We start from the raw sequence: 20,775 nt of genomic DNA on the forward strand, positions 1-20,775 counted from the left end.
TGCAGCCTGGTGAAGACGCGGTCTCAGCGCGTCGCGATCGACGAGACCGCCGAGTTGCCCGTGGCCGATGCCGTGATCTGGTTGCCCGTCGTGCGCAGTGCGCTGTTGCCCACGGCGCCCTGTGTGCTGATGCCGAAGTTCACGCTGGTCACCGTGGCCGTGACCGCTCCGGTGTTGACCTGGTAGTTGCCGACCGCCGCGCTCGGCGTGCCGGTGTTCAGCGCCACCTGGGTCACGCGGTTGGTTGCGCTGTTGCCATAGGCCTGCGCAGCCAGCGTGTTGCCCGTCACCCCCACCGTGCCGTTCGAGGTGCCCGCGCCGCCAGGCGTGCCATTGAGCGCCACCTGGTAGCTCACGCCAGAGCTCGACGCCATGACGGCGCCCGCATTGTTCTGGCTGTTCAGGATGGCCGCACTGGCCCCGACGTTGAGCGCGAGCGGTGTCCCCGCCAGAACGGCCGAGCCCGTCGGCGTGGCAGCGCCGTAGTTGCTGCCGGCACCCGAATCCAGCACGTTGGTCGCCGCATTGCCGCGTGCCAGCGCGGCGGTGGTGTTGCCGTCCAGGGAAACACTGCTGCCGTTGAGCGGCACCGCGCCTGCGAGCGTCACACGCGCCGTCGTCACGGCCGTGGCAGTCACAGCCCCCGTGCTGCCCTGCACGTTGACGATGCCGGCGCTGGCGCCCTGCGCCGCATCGCCCGTCACCGCGGCCGTGTTGGTCGCCCGGTTGGCCGATGCCTCGGCGATGGTGCTGTTGCCCGAGACGGTGAACGAGCCACCGACCAGCCCCGTCGTGTTCGGCACCAGGCGGTCCTCGTTGTACAGCGAGGTGGTGGCGGTGCTGCTGACCGCGGCCCCTGCGGTCTGGCGGTTCGACAGCACGTGGTCGCCGTTGGCCGTCACGTTGTCGGCGCTGCCGGTCTCGATGAGCGACACGGCGCCCGTGGAACCCGCGGGCTGCACGTTGCCTGCGGCCACCGTCAGCGTGTTGGCCACGTCGTTGATCACGCCGAGCGCGCTGTTGCTGTTGCCCGAAAGGCGAACCGTCGAGCCGGAAGACGCCGCCGGTGCGAACACGTCAAGGCCCGACGACGCCGCCACAGGCGCCAGTCCCGATTGCGTCGACTGCAATGCCGAGCGCGCCGCCACGTTCGTGCCGGTGATGCTCACGCTGTTGAGCGCCGTGTTGGCCACGGCCTTCGCGCTCTGGCGGTTGTCGGACACGGTGAGCGTCGAGCCCGTCACCGTCGACAGCGGTGCCGAGTCGACGCCGATGCTGCCCGTCACGGTGGCCGACACGGCCCCCGTGCCCACTTGCACGTTGCCCAGCACGTGGTCCGCCGTGAGCGCCGTGAGCGTGGCGCCGGGACCGGTCTGTGCCACCGCAGGCAGCGCGCTGCCTGCGATGCTGTTGCCCTTGACCTCCAGGCTGTTGGTCGCCGCGCTGCCCATGGCCGAGGCGCCCGTGGTGTTCTTGCTCAGCGTGGCGGTGCTGGCGTTCAGCGCGTTGGCGCCGGTCAGCGTCAGCGTGGCGGTGGTGTTCGCCTGCGCCGTCACGGCGGCCCCGCTGTCCTGCACGTTCAGCACCGCGGTTCTTGCGGCCTGCGTCACGCTGCCGGTGGTCGACATCGCATTGCTCGCGCGGTTGGCCGTGGCTTCGGACACGTTGCCGTTGCCCGAGACCGTGAACGTGCTGTTGACCAGGCCCGAGGTCGCCGGCACCGTGGCGTCTTCGTTGTAGAGCGAAAGATCGGCGCGGCTGCTGACCGAAGTCGTGGCCGACTGGCGGTTGGCGATCACCTGGTCGCCCGTGGCCAGCGTGTTGCCCGGCAGCGCGCCCTGCGTCACCAGGGCGGGAAGGCCGAGGCTGCTGGCGCTGCCCGCGGCCACGGTCACCTTGTTGGCGACGTCGTTGATAACAGCAAGCGCGCTGTTGCTGTTGTCCGAGAGGCGCACCGAAGAACTCCCGACGGCGCCGGGCGCAAAGGCCTGGCTGATCGAGCGCGCCTCGACCGCCGCCCCGCTCGCCTGTGTCGATTGCAACGCGGAACGCGCGGAAACCGTACCGGCGCTCAGCGCGATGGTGTTGGTGCCCGTGTTGGCCACGGCTTCAGCGCTTTGCGCGTTGCCCGAGACGCTCAGCTTCGAGCCGCTGATCACCGCGTTGGGCGCCGTGTCGATCCCGTAGGCCGCAGCCACCTTGGAAGACACGGGCGCCGGTCCGGTCACCCGCTGGACGTTCGAGATGGCGTAGTCCCCGTTGGCACTGGCCGCCGCACCGGTGTTCGTTGCAACGGCCGGCAGCAGGCTGCCCGTGGCAATCGTGTTGCCCTTCACGTCGATGCTGTTGGTGGCCGCGTTGCCGGTGGCCGAGCCGCTGGCAATGTTCTTGTCGACCGAGATCTGCGCGCCCGCGATGCTGGCGCCGCCAACGCCGACCTGCACGCCGCTCTTGTCGTTGAGGAACGGGCTCTCCTGGCCGACCGACGACGTCACCGCAGCCGACGTCACCTGGAAGTTCTGCACCGCACCCGAAGTCGTGATGCCGTTCGCGTCGATGCCCACGCCGTTGACCGCGCTGTTGCTCGTGGCCGTGGCCCCGACCGAGTTGCGGCTGGCGTCCACGCTGGTGTTGGCCAGGTTGCCGCCGATCTGCGTCAGCACTTCCGGTCCGCCGCTGCGGGTGGCCGACACCGTGCCTTGGCCGGCCTGTGCGTTCTGCACGCTGAAGGCGGCGTTCACGCCGAGCACGCCCGCGGCACTGAGCGACGCGCCGTTCAGGTTCACAAGGCCGGCGCTGTTGATGTTGTTGCCCTTCACCGCAACGGTGTTGCCGGTCGCGCGGCTGCCGAAGGCCAGCGCCTCGGTCTGGTTGTCCGAGGTCGAGACCGACGAGCCGGCGCCCGACACCGAGCCGCTGATCTGGGTCCGCTCCACGGCACCGCCGCCGACGAGCGCGGAGATGATCGTGTTGGCTCCCGCCACCGTCTGCGCGTTGGTCACGTTGGCCACGAATGTGCCCGTCAGCGGGAACGTGTTGGTCACGTTGTTCACATCCAGCTTGATGCCGTTGGCCGCATCGTTGGCATAGGTCGCCGAGACCACCGTGTTGCTGTCGTTCGAGATGCGCACACCCGCGACGTTGCCGCCGACGTTCACCGCCATCGTGTTGGCGCCAGTGGTGGAAGCATTGACGGTCGCCTGCACCGATTGGTCGTTCAGCACGCCGTAGGCCGCGCGCACCGTGGGCTGCGCAGCCGCGTTGTTGTCGAACGGCAGATTGCTCGCGAGGTTGGCGGTGACCGAGGAAGCCGGCGCACCGATGGGAAGAAGGACGGGCGCAACGGCGACGTTGCCCGTCTTGATGTCCAGCCCGTTCGCCACCGCGTTGCCGTAGGCAATCGAGCGCTGCAGGTTGCCGGTGAGCGCCAGCGAGCCGCCCGATACATTGCCGTTCGCGGCCAGCAAGGCCCGCGCGTCGGAAAGCCCCGCGCCCACCGGCGAGGTGCCGTCGGTCATCTGCACGCTGGCGATGCCCGCGCCGGTGCCCACCGCATTGCCGGACAGCGACAGCGAATTGGTCGCGCCGCTGCCGATCCCCACCGCTTCCTGCTGGTTGCCGGTCACCGACAGCGTGTTGTTCGCGATGTCCACCCCGCCGCCGTTGGCACGCAGCACGACCGTCGGATTGACGTTGACGCCGCCCACCGGGCTGCCGTAGTTGCCCTGCAGGTTGGTGAGCGTGGCGGCGCCGCCGGCCGACACGCGGCCGTCCGAGCTGGTGCCGCCCGTCAGCGTGACGTTGCCGCCACCGATTGCCGCACTGCCCACGCCGCCAGCGCCGAGCGCCACGCTCTGGGTGATCTGGTTGCCTTGGCCGGTGGCGGACAAACGGTTGTTGGCCACCGACACCGTGCTGCCGACGGTACGGCCCGTTGCATCCCCCGTCTCGGCCTGGATGGACGACAACAGGACCAGGCCGCCCACCGGCGTTCCCGAGTTCGATTGCTGGTTCGACAGCGCGACGGTGCCCGCGACCGAGCCGCCGTTTGCGCCCGTGGCAATGGTGCTGGAGGCCGTGTTGCCGACTGCGTCCGCCGTGATGTTGTTGCGTGCGAGCGTGAGGGTGCCGCCGTTGATCGACTGCGCAGCCGCAACCACCTGGGCGCGGTTTGTCGTCGCGGCGACGCCGCTCACAAGGAAGCCGACGCCGAGGTTGCCCTGGCTGTTGACGATGGCCAGGTCGCTGCGGACATTGGTGGTCACGCCCACGCCGACATGCGTGCTGTTGTTGGTCGCCGAGGCGGGCGTGACGGAGCCGACCACCGATACGCCGTCGATCAGGATGCGGTTGCCAGCGGTGCCTGCGGTGGCGCCAAGGGCTTCATTGCCGGTTGCCGCGCTGGAGATGGTGTTGTCCTGCACCGAGAGCTTGCCCTGCAACTGGTTGGAAGGTCCGGCGGGCAAGCCACCGACACCCCCCAGCACCAGCGTGTTCGCGTTGTTCGCGATCTGCGTGGCCGCCAGGATGCCGTTGCCGTTCACCTGCAGGTTCGACACCAGCGCCGAGCCCGCGAACGTGGGTGCGCCGCCAGCCGCGATCGAGGCCGTGTTCGACGCGGTGTTGCCTTTGAAAACGGCCGCGACCGAGTTGCGCGCGAGCGTCGAGTCGACCGTCACGACACCGCCGGTGGTCAGGGCCAGGTCGACGATGTTGCCCGTCACGCTCGCGCTGGAGTCGGGGCCGGTGGCCGCCTGCACGTTGGTCACGACCACATTGCCCTTGGCATCGAAGAGCTGGGCGCCCGCGGGATAGGTCAGCACCGCTGTGCCCGCCAGTGGCGCGGCCGGCCCCGCCGCGGCCGTGCCCGACACCGTGGAGCTGCCGCTGTTGAGCGTCGTCGTTGCCGAAATCGTGTTGTCGGTGTTGACCAGGCTGCCGCTCTGCAGCACGTTGGACTCGACGGCCATCTTGCTGGTGACGACGCTGCTGTTGATCGCGCCGGTGTTGACGCCGATGCCCAGCGAGGCATCTCCCCCGAAGTGATTGGCGATGGTGTTCGTGTAGGTGTTGCCCGTGGCGGTGGCGCCGATCAGGTTGCCGTTGGTGGTCTGGCTCCCGGGGTTCGGAGAGCTGGGCGTGCCGGTGGCGGTCGTGCCCACCGTTGCGCTGGTGATCGTGGCGGTGATCGGCGCCGCATTGGTGCTCTGGCTCGGCAGGGCCGATGCGCCGAGGGCCGTGCCGTTGTACGTGGGGCCGACCAGGGTCTCGGCCGCGTGTGCCCCACCGGTGGCAATCAGCGCCATCGCCACGGCCGCGCCGATGCTGCTGAGGCTGAACATGGGCGCGCTGGCGGCCCGGCTTTGGATCTTGCGTGCTTTCATGGCGTGACTCCTCGGATGTTGGAAAAGGTCTGGTCTGGGTCGAAAGAAAAACAGATGCGCGATGTGCGCGGAACAGTGCGTTCAGTCGCCCTTCACGGCGCTGTCGGAAGAAGAGGCCGGCACGGCCCCGCTGACCACCGGGCTGCCGACGCGCAGCTTGGCGATTTCCTGCAGGCCGGGGCCGTCGCGGTGGATCGACGTGTCGGCCGCATCGGGCCGCCACGTGACGCTGATGGCGCCCGGCGCCACGCCGCGGTTGGCCAGCGCAGAGGTGACGGCGGCAATGCGCTGGTCGGTCAGTTCGTCGCGCTTGCGGGCGTCCCAGTTCTCGGTGTCGCGCGCCACCAGCACGATGTCGGTCGCACCCTTCTTCGCGGCGCCCGCGATCTGGTCGATCAGCGCGAGCGTGCTGCCGCCGAGCGTGGTCGCGCCGAAGTCGAAGGGCACTTGCGTTGCCGTGCCCGTGAGGCGCGCGCCGCCCTGGCCCACGGCATTGACGGCCACGCCGCTCTGCACCACCGGCGAGGTGACCGCTGCGCCGCCCACCGTGGCATCGCCCGGGTTGTCGACCTTGCGCAGGTCGGCGGCGGGCACCAGCGGAATCTGCTCGCCGCCGCCGGGGCGCATCGTCATGCAAGGCCGGTGGTCGACCTGCGTGACGGCGGCCATGAGCCGCACCACGCCTTCTTCGAGCGCGGCGCGCACGCCCATCTGCACCGGCTCCTGGCCCTTCGCGCCGATGTCCACGTCGTACAGCTTGCTGCCGAAGAAACGGAACACGTTCAGGCCGACCTCGTAGCCGTTGAACTGCTTGGTCAGGCTCACGGTGCGCACCACCATCAGCGTCTTGGTGTCGACGATGCGCAGGTCCACGCCCACCGACTGGCTGAAGGTGCGCGCCTTCAGGCCCACCTGGTTCACTGCGAACTCGGCGCCGCCGGAGTTGATGTTGTAGTTCAGCTCGGTGATGCCGCCGACGATGAAGTAGTCGGACTTGTTGATCGAGCCGCCGAAGTACGGCAGCCACGGCACCTGCTGGCCGCCGTTGGGGCCGGCCAACTGGTGGGTCTTGCCGTCGCCGAGCTGGCGGCGGTCGGCGTACGCCAGCTCGCGCTCGGCGATCACCGGGTCGAAGCGTTCCGCGATGCTCACCGCGCCGCCCAGCTTGCCGAGCGCCGAATAGACCATCAGCGCGCCGCCCTGCGTGATGGCGTTGCCTTCGTTGATGCTGTACTTGCCGGTGTAGTCCTTCACGTCGCCAACGCCGATGACGATGGGCGCGCGCCGCGTGGCCGCGATGTGGTCGGCGAAGCAGGCGAGCACCGGCTCCATCGGCGTGATGTTGTCGCGCACCGCCGGGCCGAGCACGACCGGGGCTTCGCTGGGTGCAAAGCGTTGCTGCGGCGCGGAGACGCAACCGGCCAGCGCGAGGGTCGCGGTGGCAACCAGCGAGAGGGTTTGTGTGATGTGCATGGTGCGTGCCCTGTTCAATTGAGCACGCCGAATGCGCACGCCGAGCTGCCGCCCACACTGGCGGTCTGTGCGCCGGTGTTGCCCTGGTTGGAGTTCAGCGCCTGGGTGGCCGCGCCCTGCACCTGCGTGCTGGTGCCGCCCACGATGGCCGAGCCCACCGCACCGGCGTTGGCCTGCGAAGTGCCGACGGTCGCGCCGCCGGGCGTGCCGACGGACGTGCGGCTGTCGTTGCCCGAAGCGTCCGAACGCGCGCCCGCATTCGACGGCGAATTCGCGACCGTGCTGTTGTTGCCGTCATTGCCGGTCGAGTTGGCGGAGACGTTGCAGTTGTACTGGCGACCGATGGTCGTGTTGTAGACCGGCGCCGCGTAGTAGCCGCTCTTCTGCTTGCGGATCATGTCCTGGATGGCGGCCTGATTGACCTTGTCGGTGCTCGACTGGAACTGCCATGCGGCGTTCTCGCCGACGTTGTTGGCCAGCGCCGGCGGCGCGGCGCACACGGCCGCAAGCAGGAGTGCCAGCGACAGCGCTCCACGTTGGCGGCGGCAACCGGACACGTCGGTGCCGGCGGGGGGAAATACGCGTTGCATGACTGCTCCTCTCGGAAAACGCACTCGCACAAAATTCATGAGTGCGACGTTTCGCGAGGGCGATGCTAGGCATCGCAAGCAGCGTTCGGTATCCCGGGAACCGGTAGAAATAACCGGCGGGAACCTGGGGCGCGGGGCGGCGCGCATGGACCGCGATGCGCGGTCCGTGCAACGGAAATCAGTGGGTTTCGGGTGTCATCCGCGCGGCCATGGCAGCGCCATGATCGGCGTCGATGGCATGGGCCGACAGGTTGTCGCCGAGGACGACACGGCCATCGAAAAACGCGGCAGCGCAGCCCCTGCCGCGCATGCCGCTTGCCTGGGTCAGGCGTTCTTCCTGATCGAATCCGCCAGCGTGTTCACCAGCGTGTCGATATGCGATTTCTCCACGATGTAAGGCGGCGCGATCACCAGCACGTCGCCCGCGGCCCGCACCAGCGCGCCCTTGTGGAAGCAGTCCAGGAAGATGTCGTAGGCGCGCTTGCCGGGCAGGCCCGCGATGGGTGCCAGCTCCACCGCCGCGGCCAGGCCCAGGCTGCGGATGCTGATCACGTTGGGCAGGCCCTTGAAGGCGCTGTGGAAGGCATCGCCCAGCACCTTGCCCATCTCGCCGGCACGAGCGAACAGGTTTTCTTCCTTGAAGAGATCGAGCGTGGCAATGGCCGCGGCGCAGGCCACCGGATGGCCCGAGTAGGTGTAGCCGTGGAAGAACTCGACCACGTGCTCGGGCGCGTCGGTCTTCATCATCGCGTCATAAAGCTTGTCGCGGCAGATCACGCCACCCAGCGGAATCACGCCGTTGGTCACGCACTTGGCGAAGTTCAGCATGTCGGGCACGACGCCGAAATAGTCCGACGCGAAGTTGGTACCCATGCGGCCGAAGCCGGTGATGACTTCGTCGAAGATCAGCAGGATGCCGTGCTTGTCGCAGATCTCGCGCAGGCGCTTGAGGTACCCCTTGGGCGGCAGGTACCAGCCGGCCGAACCGGCCACCGGCTCCACGATGATCGCGGCCACGTTGCTCGGATCGTGCAGCGGCAGGATGCGCGTTTCAAGCTCGATCAGCGGGTCTTCGGCCCACACCGGTTCCTCGTTGTGGATGTAGGCGTGGTTCACCGGGTCATGGATGAAGCGCATGTGGTCCACGCGCGGCAAGAAGGCCGAGCCGAACACCTTGCGGTTGCCCGGAATGCCGCCCACCGACATGCCGCCGAAGCCCACGCCGTGGTAACCCTTCTCGCGGCCGATGAACACGTTGCGATGGCCTTCGCCGCGCGCGCGGTGGTAGGCCAGCGCCACCTTCATCGAGGTGTCGGCCGCTTCGCTGCCCGAGTTGCAGAACAGCACCTTGTTGAGGTCGCCGGGCGCGAGCGAGGCGATCATCTCGGCCGCCTTGAAGGCGCGGTCGTTGCTGACCTGGAAGGCGGTGGCGTAGTCGAGCGTGTCGAGCTGCTTCTTGATCGCCTCGTTGATCGGCTTGCGGTTGTGGCCCGCGCCCACGCACCACAGCGACGAGATGCCGTCGATCACCTTCTTGCCGTCATGGGTGGTGAACTCCATGCCGTCGGCCGCCACGAAGACGCGCGGGTCTTTCCTGAAATGGCGGTTGGGGGTGAAGGGCAACCACTGGTTGTCCATGTTGAAGTCCTGGAAGGCCATGTGTGTCTCCTGCGGTGGTCTGCGGTAATAGAGGGCGGGAAAATCGCGATTCTGGCACCCCTGCCACAATTACGCCCCTTGACATGGATCACCCCCAGGCTTGCCCACTGCGTGTGGCCTCCAACCCCCTCGCCGGGGGCGATACCAGCGGCCCGGCAAAGCCGGTTCCGCGGTATCCCTGGAAAATGCATGCGGCACCGCCATCTGTCGAGTGACCGAGTAACTGAATTGATATGACGACAAATACGCCGGCCTACATCCTGAACCTCTCGTGCCCCGACCGTACGGGCATCGTGCACGCCGTCTCGGGCTTCCTGCTCGAGCGCGGCGCCAACATCGAAGAGGCCGCCCAGTACAACGACCACGGCACCGGCCTGTTCTTCATGCGCGTGCGCTTCGCCTGCGGTGAGCACACCGAAGCCACGCTGCGCGAGGAACTGAAGACCTTCGCCGGCGGTTTCGGCATGAGCCTGCAACTGCACGCCGCCGCCGAGCCGATGAAGACCGTGATCCTGGTCAGCAAGGAGGGCCACTGCCTGAACGACCTGCTGTTCCGCTGGAAGAGCGGCCTGCTGTCGATCGACGTGCGCGCCATCATCTCGAACCACCGCGAGTTCTACCAATTGGCGGCCAGCTACAACGTGCCCTTTCACCACATCCCGGTGACCGGCGCGACCAAGGCGCAGGCTGAAGCCAAGCAGTTGGAAATCATCGAGGCCGAGGGCGCCGAACTGGTGGTGCTCGCGCGCTACATGCAGATCCTGAGCAACGACCTATGCCGCAACCTGGCCGGCCGCGCCATCAACATCCACCACTCGTTCCTGCCCAGCTTCAAGGGCGCCAAGCCCTACTACCAGGCGCATGACCGCGGCGTGAAGCTGATCGGTGCCACCGCCCACTACGTGACGGCCGACCTCGACGAAGGCCCGATCATCGAGCAGGACGTGGCCCGCGCCGACCACACCGACACCGTGGAAGACCTCACGGCCCGCGGCCGCGACACCGAGAGCCAGGTGCTGGCCCGCGCGGTGAAGTGGCACAGCGAGCACCGCGTGCTGCTGAACGGCCACCGCACCGTCGTCTTCCGCTAGTCCGGGTCAGTTCCTGTAAGGGTTGTTGGGGCGGCGGTCGTAGCGATCAGGCACGCCGTCGCCGTCACGGTCCCAGCGGCCCGCGCTGTACACCCAGCGCCCGCCATCCTGGCGCCACACCGGCGGGCGGTAGGCATAGCCCGGACGTGCACGCACCCAGACGCCGCCGACCCACACATGGCGCCCGCCGCGCCACTCGTAGTGCCCCGGCGCCCACACGAAGCCGCGCCGCGGCGGCGGCATGCGCTCGAAGCGCGGCGGCGGCGGCGCCACCTGGATGTTGATGATGGGCTGCGCCTGCGCGGCCGTAGGAACGGTCAGCGCACCCACGGACAGCAGCGACGCAGCGCCGACGGAAAGAGCCAATGCGAGTTTTTTCATGAAGAACGCCCCATGAGTTGTTGGAGGAGCCTTCATGCTGCCGGCGCCGTGTGAAGCACCTGTAAGTGGCGCGCGAAATCTTGTGTAGAGCTGTTTCGCGCTTCAACCGTCAGATCGCAGCAGGTCGCGCGATCTGACGCTTGTGCAGGCGCTTGCCCTCAGAACCCCTGCACATCGATCGCCGCCGCCATCGCGGCGCGGCCCGCCTTGCCCGGATGCAGGTGGTCGCCGCTGTCGTACTTGGGGTCCATGGCTGCAGGGTCCGCAGGGTCCCGCAATACGGCATCGAAATCGACCACACCATCCACGTCCTTGCGGGCGCGAATCCAACGGTTGACCTCGTCGCGCATCCTTTCGTTGTCCTCCGTCGAGTAGATCGTGTTCTTGAAAGGTGGCACGGTGCCGATCAGCACCTTCACACCCTTGGCGTGGGCTTGCGCGATCAGTTGCGCGAGACCGGTGGTGATGCGGTGGGTGGTCGGCATCTCGTTGGGCGGAATGACGATGCCCGGTGTGCGGGCGAACGCCTTGCGACCTATGTCGTTGGTACCGATCAGCACGATCACGTGTGTCACGCCGCTTTGCCCCAGCGCATCGCGCGCAAAGCGCGAAAGGCCGCTGGGTCCGGCACCGTCAAACAGCAGCCGGTTGCCGCCGACGCCCGCATTGAGCACCGACACCTCTTTGGGCGCCCCTGGCCGGCTGCGCAACCGCGTGGCCAGCAGGTCGGGGTACGTGCCCTCACCCGCCTCGCCGCCGCCCGCGGTGATCGAATCGCCGAAAGCGACCACAGTCAAGACAGGCTCGCGGCTCCACACATCCAGGCCCGTCACAATGTGATTGAGCACCATCGGTACCGCGCCCTCCAGCTTGGGCTTCAGGACTGCATTGCCCAGCACCACCCAACTCGTCTTCCGGTCTTGCAGGTTGATGGTCGCGAAGGGCGTGAGCTGATCCAGAAAAGTGCTCACCACCACGTCCTGACCGGCTTCGACCGGGAGATCGACGCCGTCACTCCAGGCCTCGGCACCGGGTTCGACGGTAAGGTCACCGCGACCAGCAAAGCGAAGTTCGCGCAATGATGCTGGCGAGGCCGAACTCGCGCCAGTGCCGAGCCCCACGCTCGCAGCCGCGATGTGCAGCGGCGTCTTTCCGAAGATGTTGGAAAAACGGATACGCACGCGCCCGCCGTCCAATGTGGGCCTTAGCAAATGGCGCAGGGTCTGGCCACGGAAGGCCTGTATGCCGACCGCGCCGACTGATGAAACTGCGGCTGGATTGATCGCCAATTCCTGGAAATCCATGGGTGCCATCGTCCAGCCGCCGACCCAATGGGCTTCAACAACGGGTGGACGTGGTTTTCCTGTACCCGCCTGCGCCTGCGCGCCGACAACGAGTGCCGCAAGAAAAAACCCGAGCACCCCTTGCATCGCGGTCGTTCCGCGAACGCGAGCCAGCCAGCGTGAAATCTGTTCCATGCGCGCAAAGCGACCCAGTTTACGGAGCCGCCTTGCCCCCGTGGGTTACGAGGTCTAGCGCAGGGTTACCAGGTGTCGACGTAGGGAGAGACGGGCTGCGCCACGCGCGTGGCGGAATTCAGCCCGCGCACAAGCCACGCGCGCGTCTCGGCGGGGTCGATCACCGCGTCGATCTCCAGCGTCTGCGCCATGTGGATCGCCTCGCCGTTGGCGTACTGCTGTGCCACGAGCTTCTTGAACAGCGCATCGCGCTCGGCGCCTTCGGGCACCGCCGCCAGCTCCTTGCGAAAGCCCAGCCGCACCGCGCCTTCGAGCCCCATCGCGCCGAACTCGCCGGTGGGCCACGCCACCGTGAACACCGGCGCATCGAAGCCGCCCGCCGTCATCGCCTGCGCGCCCAGGCCGTAGCCCTTGCGCAGCACCACGGCGAAGAAAGGCACGCGCAAGTGTGACGCCACCATGAACATGCGGCACACATGGCGCACCTGCGCCTGCGCCTCGATCTCGGGGCCGACCATGAAACCGGGCGTGTCGCACAGCGACACCAGCGGCAGCCCATGCGCGTTGCACAGCTGCATGAAGCGCGCGGACTTGTCAGCAGCCTCCACATCGATCGCGCCACCCAGGTGATGCGGGTTGTTCGCCATCAGCCCGACCGGCTTGCCCTCGATGCGCGCGAGCGCGGTGACGATGCCCGCACCAAAGCCGGCGCGCAACTCGAGCAGCGAGCCGGTGTCGGCCACACCGCGCATCGCGGCGCGCACGTCGTACACGCGCAGGCGGTTCTCGGGCACCACGTGGCGCAGCGTGCGCTGGTCGGCGCATTGCCAGTCGCTGGTCGCGCCCTGGAAGTACGACAGGTACTGCTTCGCGGCAGCAACAGCCGCGGCCTCGTCGTCCACCAGGATGTCGATCACGCCATTGCGCGACTGCACGCTGCTCGGCCCGATCTGTTCGGGCGCGAAAGTGCCGAGCCCACCGCCTTCGATCATCGCCGGGCCACTCATGCCGATGTTGCTGCCCTTGGTCGCGATGATCACGTCGGCGCAGCCCAGCAGCGCCGCATTGCCCGCGAAGCAGCGGCCATGCACGATGCCGACCACCGGCACCTTGCCCGACAGCGCCGCGAACTGGCTGAAGGTGTGGTTGTTCAGGCCCGCGACGATCGGCATGTCGGTGTCGCCCGGCCGGCCGCCACCACCTTCGGCGAACAGCACCACCGGCAGCTTCAGTTGATGCGCCACCGCCAGCAGCCGATCGGTCTTGTGGTGATTGCGCATGCCCTGCGTGCCGGCCAGCACGGTGTAGTCATAGGCCAGCACAGCGCAGCGCGAGACCTCGGGACCGAACTGCCTTGCATTGACGCTGCCAAGGCCGGTGACCATGCCGTCGGCGGGCGTGTTGGCGATCAGGTCTTCGAGCGTGCGGCGGCGCGTCTGCGCGGCGATGGCGAGCGCGCCGTATTCGATGAAGTTGCCGGGGTCGCCAGCGGTGTCGCACAGGTCGGCGATGTTCTCGCGCGCGGTGCGGCCGCCCTGTGCGTGGCGCTTGTCGACAGCGGCCTTGCGGTTGATGTCGAGCGTGGGCGCGTGGCGGTCGATCACCTTCTGCAGGTCGGGGCGAACTGCATCGAGATCGTGCTCGGCGCGCGCCTCGGCCTCGACGGCCTGCGCATCGACGGCCTCCAGCCGCACCAGCGACTGGCCTTCGACGAGGTAGTCGCCGGGCGCGGCCAGCAGCGCGACCACGCGGCCGGCCACGGGCGCGTGCAGCAGGTGTTCCATCTTCATGGCTTCGAGCACGCCGAGCTGGGCGCCGGCGGGCAGCACGTCGCCCACGGCGACTTCGAACTGCACGAGCTTTGCGGGCATCGGGGCCTTGACCGTGAGGTCGTCGGCGTCGTCGTCCACGACGGCCGAAGCGCCTTCCGTCGCAACCACGGGCGCGCCCTTCTTCGCATGCTTTTCCAGCGAAGCCGCAGCCGCGAGCAGGTCGCCCAGGTGCGCCTCCACGAAGCGCGTGTGCACCGCCTGCGTGGCGAACTCGGGCCGCGCCGCGATCGCGCGCAGCAGCGACAGGTTGGTGGCGATGCCGTCGATGTGGCATTCGTCCAGCGCGCGCGACGAGCGCCGCAGCGCATCCGCGAAACGCGGCGAAGGCGACTGCACGATGAGCTTGGCCAGCAGCGTGTCGTAGTGCGGCGAAGGCGCAAGGCCCGTGTAGCCATGCGTATCGACACGCACGCCCGGCCCCGCCGGCAGGTCGAAGCGCGCCAGCGTGCCGCCCGAAGGCCGCGCATTGCCTTGCGCATCAAGCGTCTCGGCGTTGATGCGCCACTGGATCGCAAAGCCGCGTTGCGGTGCCGTGCGATCAGCCTCCACGCCCAGTGCATTCAAACGCTCGCCCGCCGCCACCGCGATCTGCAGTTGCACCAGGTCCAACCCCGTGACCGCCTCGGTCACCGTGTGTTCCACCTGCAGGCGCGGATTGGCTTCGATGAAGACAAAGGGCAAGGTCGACGATTCCGCATCGACCAGAAATTCAAACGTGCCCAGGCCGCGATAGACCACCGTCTTCGCCATGCGCAGTGCGGCCTGCGTCACCTGCGCGCGCAAGGCCTCGGGCAGCGACGGGCTGGGCGCAATTTCCACCAGCTTCTGGAAGCGCCGCTGCAAGGTGCATTCGCGCTCGCCGAGGCTGGCCACGGACTGGCCGTCGCCCAGCACCTGCACTTCGATGTGCCGCGCGTTGCGCATCAGGCGTTCGACATACACGCCCTCGATGCCGAAGGCGGCCTTGGCTTCGGACATGCAGCGTGCATGCGCCTCGGGCAATTCCTCGGCCTTCAGCACCGCGCGCATGCCGCGTCCGCCGCCACCGCCGATGGCCTTCACCATCACGCCCGCGCCCTGCGCATGCTGTTCGGCAAAGAAGGCCTGCGCCTGCGCGAGCGTGACCGCGCCGGTGCTGCCGGGCATCACCGGCACTTCGCATTGGGTGGCCAGTGCGCGTGCACGCGCCTTGTCGCCGAACAGGCCCAGTTGCTCGGGCGTCGGGCCGATGAAGACCAGCCCCGCATCGGCACAGGCTTGCGCGAAATCGGCACGCTCACTCAAAAAGCCGTAGCCGGGGTGCACCGCATCGCAGCCCTGCGCGCGCGCCACGGCGATCAGCGCGGCGATGTCGAGGTAGGCGGAAGGCCCTGTCGCCTCGAGCGCCACGGCCACGTCGGCCAGTTGCACATGCAGCGCCGCCGCATCGTCGCGCGCATGCACCGCCACGCTGGCGATGCCGAGGTCGCGCAGCGCGCGCACCAGCCGGACCGCGATCTCGCCGCGGTTGGCAATCAGAACTTTGGAGAACAGCAAACGGAACCTCTCAGGTGGGGTCTTTGAGCAGGCGACGCAGCACCTTGCCGGCGCCGGTGGTCGGCAATGCATCGATGAAGCTCACGGCGCGCGGCGCCTTGTAGCTGGCCATGTTGTCGCGGGCCCAGGCCACGAGCGCATCGGCATCGAGCGCGGCACCGGGCTTGCGCACGATGAAGGCCTTCACGACCTCGCCTTTCTCGGCATCGGGCTGCGCGATCACCGCCGCCTGTGCCACGGCGGGGTGCTTGATGAGGATGGTCTCGACCTCTTCGGGGAACACGCTGTAGCCCGAGACCTTGATCATTTCCTTGAAGCGGCCGATGAAGGTGAGGTACCCGTCGGCGTCGAGCTTGCCCATGTCGCCGGTGTGCACCCAGCCGCGGCGCAATGTGGCGGCCGTGGCTTCAGGCTTGTTCCAGTAGCCCTTGAAGGTGCCCGGGCTGGTGAGCACGATCTCGCCGACTTCGCCGGTGGGCATGTCGGCGCCCGTGTCGGCATCCAGGATGCGGATCGTCACGCCCGGCACCGGAATGCCCTGCGTGCCCCAGCGCGGCGCATGGTGCGGCGTGTAGGTGTCGCAGGTGTGGGTTTCGCTCAGGCCATAGGCGGCCTCGAAGGACGTGCAGTTGCGCGCGTGCGAGCGCCATTGCGCGGCCAGCGGTTCGGTAAAGGTGATGCCGAAGCTGGTCACCGGGTTCATCTTCAGGCTGCCCAGGTCGAAGCTCGCGATGTCGGGCACCTGCATGCACGCGACGTTCATCGGCGCGATGCTGTACCACCAGCTCACCTTGTAGCCCGCGATGGCCTGCAGCACGGCGCGCGGATCGAAGCGGTGCAGCAGCACCGAGGCGGCGCCGCTGAGCACCGGCACGTTGACGCCCATCAGCATGCCGGCGATGTGATACAGCGGCGCGATGGACAGCAGCACGTCGTCCGGGCCTACGCCGTTGCAGTCGGCGGCAGCGCGTGTCTTGAAGAGCGCGTTGCCATAGCTCAGCATCGCGCCCTTGGGCAGGCCGGTGGTGCCCGAGGTGTAGGTCATGAGGGCCACGTCGTCGAGATCGATGGCCACGGGCTGTGGCCTGGTGTCGGCGCGCATGACGGCCAGGAAGTCTTCGCAGTTGTCGGGCACGCTGCGCGTGGCCTTCTGCTCCGCGGCCAGTTCAGCCGGCAGATCGAGCGAGGCTGGCGTGGGCAACAGGTCGGCGTAGTGCACCACGAACACATGCGCCAGGGCGCTCTCGGCCTGCACCTTGCGCACCACCGGCAGCAACGGCGCGGCCGCGACGATCACGCGCGCCTTCAGGTCGTTGACCTGGTAGGACAGCTCGTGCTCCTTGTTGAGCGGACCGCTCGGGCAGACGATGGCGCCGATCTTCTGGATGCCGAAATGCGCGACCAGGTACTGCGGGCAGTTGTTGAGAAAAAGCACCACCGGCTCGCCCTTCTTCACACCGATGGCCTGCAGGCGGGCCGCGAAGGCGTCGCTGGCGCGGTCGAGTTCGGCCCAGCTCATCGCATGGCCGTACCAGATGCAGGCGGGGCTGTCGCCACGCTCGCGCGCATGGGTGCGCAGGTACTCGTGCAGGGGCTGCTGGGGGCGGTCGGGCAATGTCTCCATGGCGTCACTTTCTCAGGGTTATCGATAGCCGCCTGCGCATGGCGGGCGCTTGCCAATGCGGCATGGTGCACGAACAATCCTACCCATGGGTATAACTTCCGCGACACGGCACAAACCCTCTGGGGACGACGAAACCACGACGCAGCCGCACCTGCCCCAGGGCACGGGGCGCCAGCGCGCGGCCACGCAGGGCACCGACCTGCAGCGCGAGCGCATCCTGCAGGCTGCCGCGCAGCTTTTCGCGGCGCAGGGCTACGCCAACACCACGATGGCGCAGATCGTGCGCGCGCTGGGCGTGACCAAGCCCTTCGTGTACTACTACTTCCGCGACAAGCAGGAGATCTTCGAGACACTGTCATGGCGCCCCGCGGTCGACTGCTTCACCGCGCTCGACTTCGCGGCCACCGACCCACGCCGCGCCAGCGAGAAGGTGATCGACGGCATCGAGCGGCTGATCCGCGCGACCATCACGCATCACCCGGTGGCCTTCTTTGCCTACCGCGAGCCGCAGGTGTACCGCCCCGAATACATCGCGGCGCAAAAGAAGCTCGCGCATCACTTCTACGACCTGTTGTGCCCATTGCTCGAAGAAGCACGGCGCGATGGCGACCTCGACTTTGCCGAGACCAAGATCACCGCGCTCGCGGCCTGCAGCCTGCCGGGCTTTCTGTACAGCTGGTATCGCCCCGGCGGGCGCCTCTCGATCGACGAGGTGGTGGCCGAACTCACGAAGCTGGCCGGCCGCGTGATCGGGCTGCAAGCGAAGAACTGACCGACAACCATCCCCGGAGACAAACCATGAAGTTCAACCGTGCGCCATTGGCGCGGATCGCCCTTGCCTGCCTGCTGGCCACCGCCGGCGCCGCCCACGCGCAGCAGCAACAGACCTACAAGATCGCGTACATCGATCCGCTCTCCGGCCCGTTCGCCAACGTCGGCGAACTGATGCTGATGCACACGCAGTACGCCGTCGACGACATCAACGCCAAGGGCGGCGTGCTCGGCGGCACCAAGCTGCAGTTGCTGCAGTTCGACAGCAAGCTCTCGGCGCAGGAAAGCCAGAGCGCACTGCAGGCGGCCATCGACCAGGGCGCCAGGGCCATCGTGACCGGTGGCTCGGGCTCGTCGGTGGTCACGGCGCTCGTGCAATCGGTGGCGCGCTGGAACCAGCGCAACCCGGGCAAGGAGCTGATCGTGCTGAACCACTCGTCGATCGACCCCGAGATGACCGGCAAGGCCTGCAGCTTCTGGCACTTCCAGACCGAGGCCAACACGGCGATGAAGATGAAGGCGCTGGCCAACTACATCAAGAAGACGCCGGACGTGAAGAAGGTCTACCTGCTGAACCAGGACTACGCGCACGGCAAGCAATGGGCGAGCTATGGCCGGCAGATGGTCGGCCTTGCGCGGCCCGACATCCAGTTCGTCGGCGAGGCGCTGCACCCCATCGGCCGCGTGAAGGACTTCGCGCCCTACGTGGCGAACATCCGCCAGAGCGGGGCCGACTCGGTCATCACTGGCAACTGGGGGCAGGACATGACGTTGCTGCTCAAGGCCGCGGGCGACGCGGGCTACAACCTGCGCTACTTCAACCACAGCGCGGGGTCGGTGCCGGGCACGGTCACGGCCGTGTCGCAGGCGAAGACGGGGCAGCTGACCTGGGTGGCCGAATGGCATCCGGGCGAGGCCGACACGCCGAAGGTGGACGCGCTGGCCAAGGCCTACAAGGCCAAGACCGGCAAGGACTTTCTGGCGCCGCGCATCGACATGACGCCGCGCCTGCTGGCAGCCGCCATCAACAAGGCGGGCTCGACCGATACGGTGAAGGTGGCGCACGCGCTCGAAGACCTGAGCTTCGATTCGGTGGTCGGGCCGGTGCGCATGCGCGCCGAAGACCATCAGTTGCTGTTGCCGCAGGTGGTCAACACCATTGCGCCGGTGGACGGCAAGACGGTGAAGACGGGCTGGGAAGGCACGAACTACGGCTTTCGCACCGATGCCGTCTATACGGGGAACGAACTGGCACAGGGCACCGACTGCAAGATGGTCCGGCCCTGAGGCCCGACGACCGCGCGGGGCTGGCGTGACGGTTCACACGGCCTCGTCGCGCAGCCTCGCCTTGTGGATCTTGCCGGCCGGCGTCAGCGGCAATTGCTCGCGCAGCACGATCTGCCGGGGCATCTTGTAGTCGGCGATGCGCCCGTCGCAATGCGCGAGCAGCGCATCCACCGTCAGGCTGATGCCTTCCCTGGGCACGACGAAGTAGCGGCCGACCTCGCCCAGCACCGGGTCGGGCACGCCGATGCCGGCCACCATCAGCACGCCCGGGTGGCTCGCGATCAGCGCCTCCACCTCGGCCGGGTAGACGTTGAAGCCGCCCTGGATGTACATGTCCTTCATGCGGCCCTTGAGCGTGATGAAGCCCCGGGCGTCCACCATCCCGAGGTCGCCCGTGTGCAGCCATCCGTCGGCGAAGGCACCGCCCGACGCGGCCGCGCCGATGTAGCCGCGCACCACGCCCAGGCCGCGAAAGCACAGCTCGCCGATCTCGCCGTGCGGCAACACGGCACCGCCGGGGGCAAGCACCTGCATCTCCACGCCCTGCAAGGGCTGGCCGATGGCCTGCATGAGGTCGTCGTCGGCGCAGTTTGCGGGCGACATCACTAGCGCGCCCGATGACTCGGACAGCCCGTAGAGGTTCATGACCGTCGCCGCCGGCATGCGCGCCTTCAGTTGCCCGAGCAAGGTGGCGTCGGCGTTCGAGCCGCCGGTGACGATGAGCCGCACGCTGTTCAGGTCGACCGACGCCGACGACGGATGCATCAGCAGCAGCGTCAGCATGGTCGGCACGCCCACCAGCAAGGCGGGCGGATGGCGCCGGATCATGTCGAGCACGGTCTGCGCCTTGAAGGTGCCGACCAGTTCGCAACTGCCTCCGGCCAGCAACTGCGCCAGCACGCCGCAGGTGATGCCGCCCACATGGTTGAGCGGATTGCCGAGCTGCAGCAGCTCGCCGGGCTGCACGCCCGTGTGCTGCGACTGTCCCCATGCCGAGGCCAGCATGCTGGCATGCGTGAGCGCGCAGCCCTTGGGGCGACCCGTGGTGCCGGAGGTGTAGATCACCATCGCGAGGTCGTCCGCCTGCACCTGGGCGGACGCATCGTCGAGCAGCGGGCGCCGTACCGGCGTGGCCGCCATCTCGGCGAAGCGCGCGCCATCGAGCGTCACCACCTGGCGCAACGCCGGCAATTGCGGCGCCAGGCGTTCGAACATCGCCGCGCAATCGAAGTCGTCCACCTGCTCGACCGTGAACACCGCCTGGCAGGCACTGTCGGCCAGCATGAACGCGAGTTCGCTGTCGCGGTAGCGCGGGCTCAGCGCCACCACGGCCACGCCGATGCGCGCCGCCGCAAAGAACAGTTGCAGCCATTCGATCCGGTTCGGCGACAGCAGCGCGATGCGCCCGCCCCGGCGCAGCCCCATGTCCAGCAGGGCGACGGCGAGGTGTTCGCTGGCCTGCGCGGCCTGGCCGAAGCTGAACCCGCGTTCGCCGTCGATGTAGGCCGTGACCTGGGGATGCCGCCGTGCGGCGCGGTCCAGGGCTTCGAAGAGTTTCAGGTCGTTGTCGGGTCCGGCAAAAGACATGGCGTGGCGGAATGAAAGCAAGGGGTCGGCGCAGCGTAGGCGGTGGCCCCGGCGTTGGCTTGCGTCAACAGGCTGCCGGCGC

At 68.0% G+C, this 20,775-nt stretch carries 13 protein-coding genes; 4 read left to right on the forward strand and 9 right to left on the reverse strand.

What is annotated here, in order from left to right; translation table 11 throughout:
* Nucleotides 1-23: 23 nt before the first annotated feature.
* The 3 genes from ACSFB7_RS24370 to ACSFB7_RS24380 all read right to left on the reverse strand — a co-directional run bounded on the left by ACSFB7_RS24370 (nt 24) and on the right by ACSFB7_RS24380 (nt 7,447).
* Nucleotides 24-5,384, reverse strand: a complete 5,361-nt coding sequence (locus ACSFB7_RS24370) for a beta strand repeat-containing protein (RefSeq protein ID WP_435474776.1) — start codon at nt 5,382-5,384, stop codon at nt 24-26.
* Between the two features lie 81 nt (nt 5,385-5,465).
* The gene (locus ACSFB7_RS24375) at nt 5,466-6,857 is read right to left on the reverse strand and encodes a CsgG/HfaB family protein (protein ID WP_435474778.1); all 1,392 of its coding nucleotides are present in this window, start codon (nt 6,855-6,857) and stop codon (nt 5,466-5,468) included.
* Between the two features lie 14 nt (nt 6,858-6,871).
* On the reverse strand, nt 6,872-7,447 hold the full coding sequence (locus tag ACSFB7_RS24380) for a hypothetical protein (protein ID WP_435474780.1): 576 nt from the start codon (nt 7,445-7,447) through the stop codon (nt 6,872-6,874).
* Between the two features lie 37 nt (nt 7,448-7,484).
* Here ACSFB7_RS24380 and ACSFB7_RS24385 point away from each other — a divergent pair, with 37 nt between their 5' ends.
* Nucleotides 7,485-7,844, forward strand: a complete 360-nt coding sequence (locus ACSFB7_RS24385; protein WP_435474782.1) for a hypothetical protein — start codon at nt 7,485-7,487, stop codon at nt 7,842-7,844.
* Here the strand turns inward: ACSFB7_RS24385 and aptA are convergent.
* A complete protein-coding gene (aptA, locus tag ACSFB7_RS24390; protein ID WP_435474784.1) occupies nt 7,772-9,106 on the reverse strand; it encodes an omega-aminotransferase AptA in 1,335 nt (444 codons plus the stop codon). The genes ACSFB7_RS24385 and aptA overlap by 73 nt on opposite strands.
* A 233-nt stretch (nt 9,107-9,339) precedes the next feature.
* Here aptA and purU point away from each other — a divergent pair, with 233 nt between their 5' ends.
* Nucleotides 9,340-10,197 carry a formyltetrahydrofolate deformylase gene (gene purU, locus ACSFB7_RS24395; protein WP_435474785.1) on the forward strand — a complete coding sequence of 286 codons (858 nt, stop codon included), beginning with the start codon at nt 9,340-9,342 and terminating at the stop codon, nt 10,195-10,197.
* 6 nt (nt 10,198-10,203) lie between these two features.
* Here the strand turns inward: purU and ACSFB7_RS24400 are convergent, their stop codons facing one another.
* The 4 genes from ACSFB7_RS24400 to ACSFB7_RS24415 all read right to left on the reverse strand — a co-directional run bounded on the left by ACSFB7_RS24400 (nt 10,204) and on the right by ACSFB7_RS24415 (nt 17,048).
* Nucleotides 10,204-10,578, reverse strand: a complete 375-nt coding sequence (locus ACSFB7_RS24400; RefSeq protein WP_435474787.1) for a YXWGXW repeat-containing protein — start codon at nt 10,576-10,578, stop codon at nt 10,204-10,206.
* Nucleotides 10,579-10,736: 158 nt separating this feature from the next.
* Nucleotides 10,737-12,056 carry a GDSL-type esterase/lipase family protein gene (locus ACSFB7_RS24405; protein WP_435474788.1) on the reverse strand — a complete coding sequence of 440 codons (1,320 nt, stop codon included), beginning with the start codon at nt 12,054-12,056 and terminating at the stop codon, nt 10,737-10,739.
* Between the two features lie 65 nt (nt 12,057-12,121).
* The gene (locus ACSFB7_RS24410; protein WP_435475202.1) at nt 12,122-15,421 is read right to left on the reverse strand and encodes a carboxyl transferase domain-containing protein; all 3,300 of its coding nucleotides are present in this window, start codon (nt 15,419-15,421) and stop codon (nt 12,122-12,124) included.
* Nucleotides 15,422-15,434: 13 nt separating this feature from the next.
* Nucleotides 15,435-17,048, reverse strand: a complete 1,614-nt coding sequence (locus ACSFB7_RS24415; RefSeq protein ID WP_435474789.1) for an AMP-binding protein — start codon at nt 17,046-17,048, stop codon at nt 15,435-15,437.
* A gap of 85 nt (nt 17,049-17,133) precedes the next feature.
* On the opposite strand from ACSFB7_RS24415, the gene ACSFB7_RS24420 reads away from it, so the two are divergent.
* Together ACSFB7_RS24420 and ACSFB7_RS24425 are read left to right on the forward strand one after the other, a co-directional pair.
* The gene (locus ACSFB7_RS24420; protein ID WP_435474790.1) at nt 17,134-17,820 is read left to right on the forward strand and encodes a TetR/AcrR family transcriptional regulator; all 687 of its coding nucleotides are present in this window, start codon (nt 17,134-17,136) and stop codon (nt 17,818-17,820) included.
* A gap of 26 nt (nt 17,821-17,846) precedes the next feature.
* The gene (locus ACSFB7_RS24425; protein ID WP_435474791.1) at nt 17,847-19,106 is read left to right on the forward strand and encodes a branched-chain amino acid ABC transporter substrate-binding protein; all 1,260 of its coding nucleotides are present in this window, start codon (nt 17,847-17,849) and stop codon (nt 19,104-19,106) included.
* 33 nt (nt 19,107-19,139) lie between these two features.
* Here the strand turns inward: ACSFB7_RS24425 and ACSFB7_RS24430 are convergent, their stop codons facing one another.
* Nucleotides 19,140-20,693 (reverse strand): class I adenylate-forming enzyme family protein, encoded by a 1,554-nt coding sequence (locus tag ACSFB7_RS24430; RefSeq protein WP_435474792.1) that lies wholly within the window; start codon nt 20,691-20,693, stop codon nt 19,140-19,142.
* Between the last annotated feature and the right edge of the window lie 82 nt (nt 20,694-20,775).

The sequence above is a fragment of the Variovorax raffinosi genome, assembly GCF_051216615.1.
Taxonomy (GTDB): domain Bacteria; phylum Pseudomonadota; class Gammaproteobacteria; order Burkholderiales; family Burkholderiaceae_C; genus Variovorax.

Bases quoted from the DNA above. Each gene is read 5' to 3' on its own strand.
- ACSFB7_RS24370 (WP_435474776.1), bottom strand. From the start codon at position 5,384: ATGAAAGCACGCAAGATCCAAAGCCGGGCCGCCAGCGCGCCCATGTTC.
- ACSFB7_RS24375 (WP_435474778.1), bottom strand. From the start codon at position 6,857: ATGCACATCACACAAACCCTCTCGCTGGTTGCCACCGCGACCCTCGCG.
- ACSFB7_RS24380 (WP_435474780.1), bottom strand. From the start codon at position 7,447: ATGCAACGCGTATTTCCCCCCGCCGGCACCGACGTGTCCGGTTGCCGC.
- ACSFB7_RS24385 (WP_435474782.1), top strand. From the start codon at position 7,485: ATGAGTGCGACGTTTCGCGAGGGCGATGCTAGGCATCGCAAGCAGCGT.
- aptA (WP_435474784.1), bottom strand. From the start codon at position 9,106: ATGGCCTTCCAGGACTTCAACATGGACAACCAGTGGTTGCCCTTCACC.
- purU (WP_435474785.1), top strand. From the start codon at position 9,340: ATGACGACAAATACGCCGGCCTACATCCTGAACCTCTCGTGCCCCGAC.
- ACSFB7_RS24400 (WP_435474787.1), bottom strand. From the start codon at position 10,578: ATGAAAAAACTCGCATTGGCTCTTTCCGTCGGCGCTGCGTCGCTGCTG.
- ACSFB7_RS24405 (WP_435474788.1), bottom strand. From the start codon at position 12,056: ATGGAACAGATTTCACGCTGGCTGGCTCGCGTTCGCGGAACGACCGCG.
- ACSFB7_RS24415 (WP_435474789.1), bottom strand. From the start codon at position 17,048: ATGGAGACATTGCCCGACCGCCCCCAGCAGCCCCTGCACGAGTACCTG.
- ACSFB7_RS24420 (WP_435474790.1), top strand. From the start codon at position 17,134: ATGGGTATAACTTCCGCGACACGGCACAAACCCTCTGGGGACGACGAA.
- ACSFB7_RS24425 (WP_435474791.1), top strand. From the start codon at position 17,847: ATGAAGTTCAACCGTGCGCCATTGGCGCGGATCGCCCTTGCCTGCCTG.
- ACSFB7_RS24430 (WP_435474792.1), bottom strand. From the start codon at position 20,693: ATGTCTTTTGCCGGACCCGACAACGACCTGAAACTCTTCGAAGCCCTG.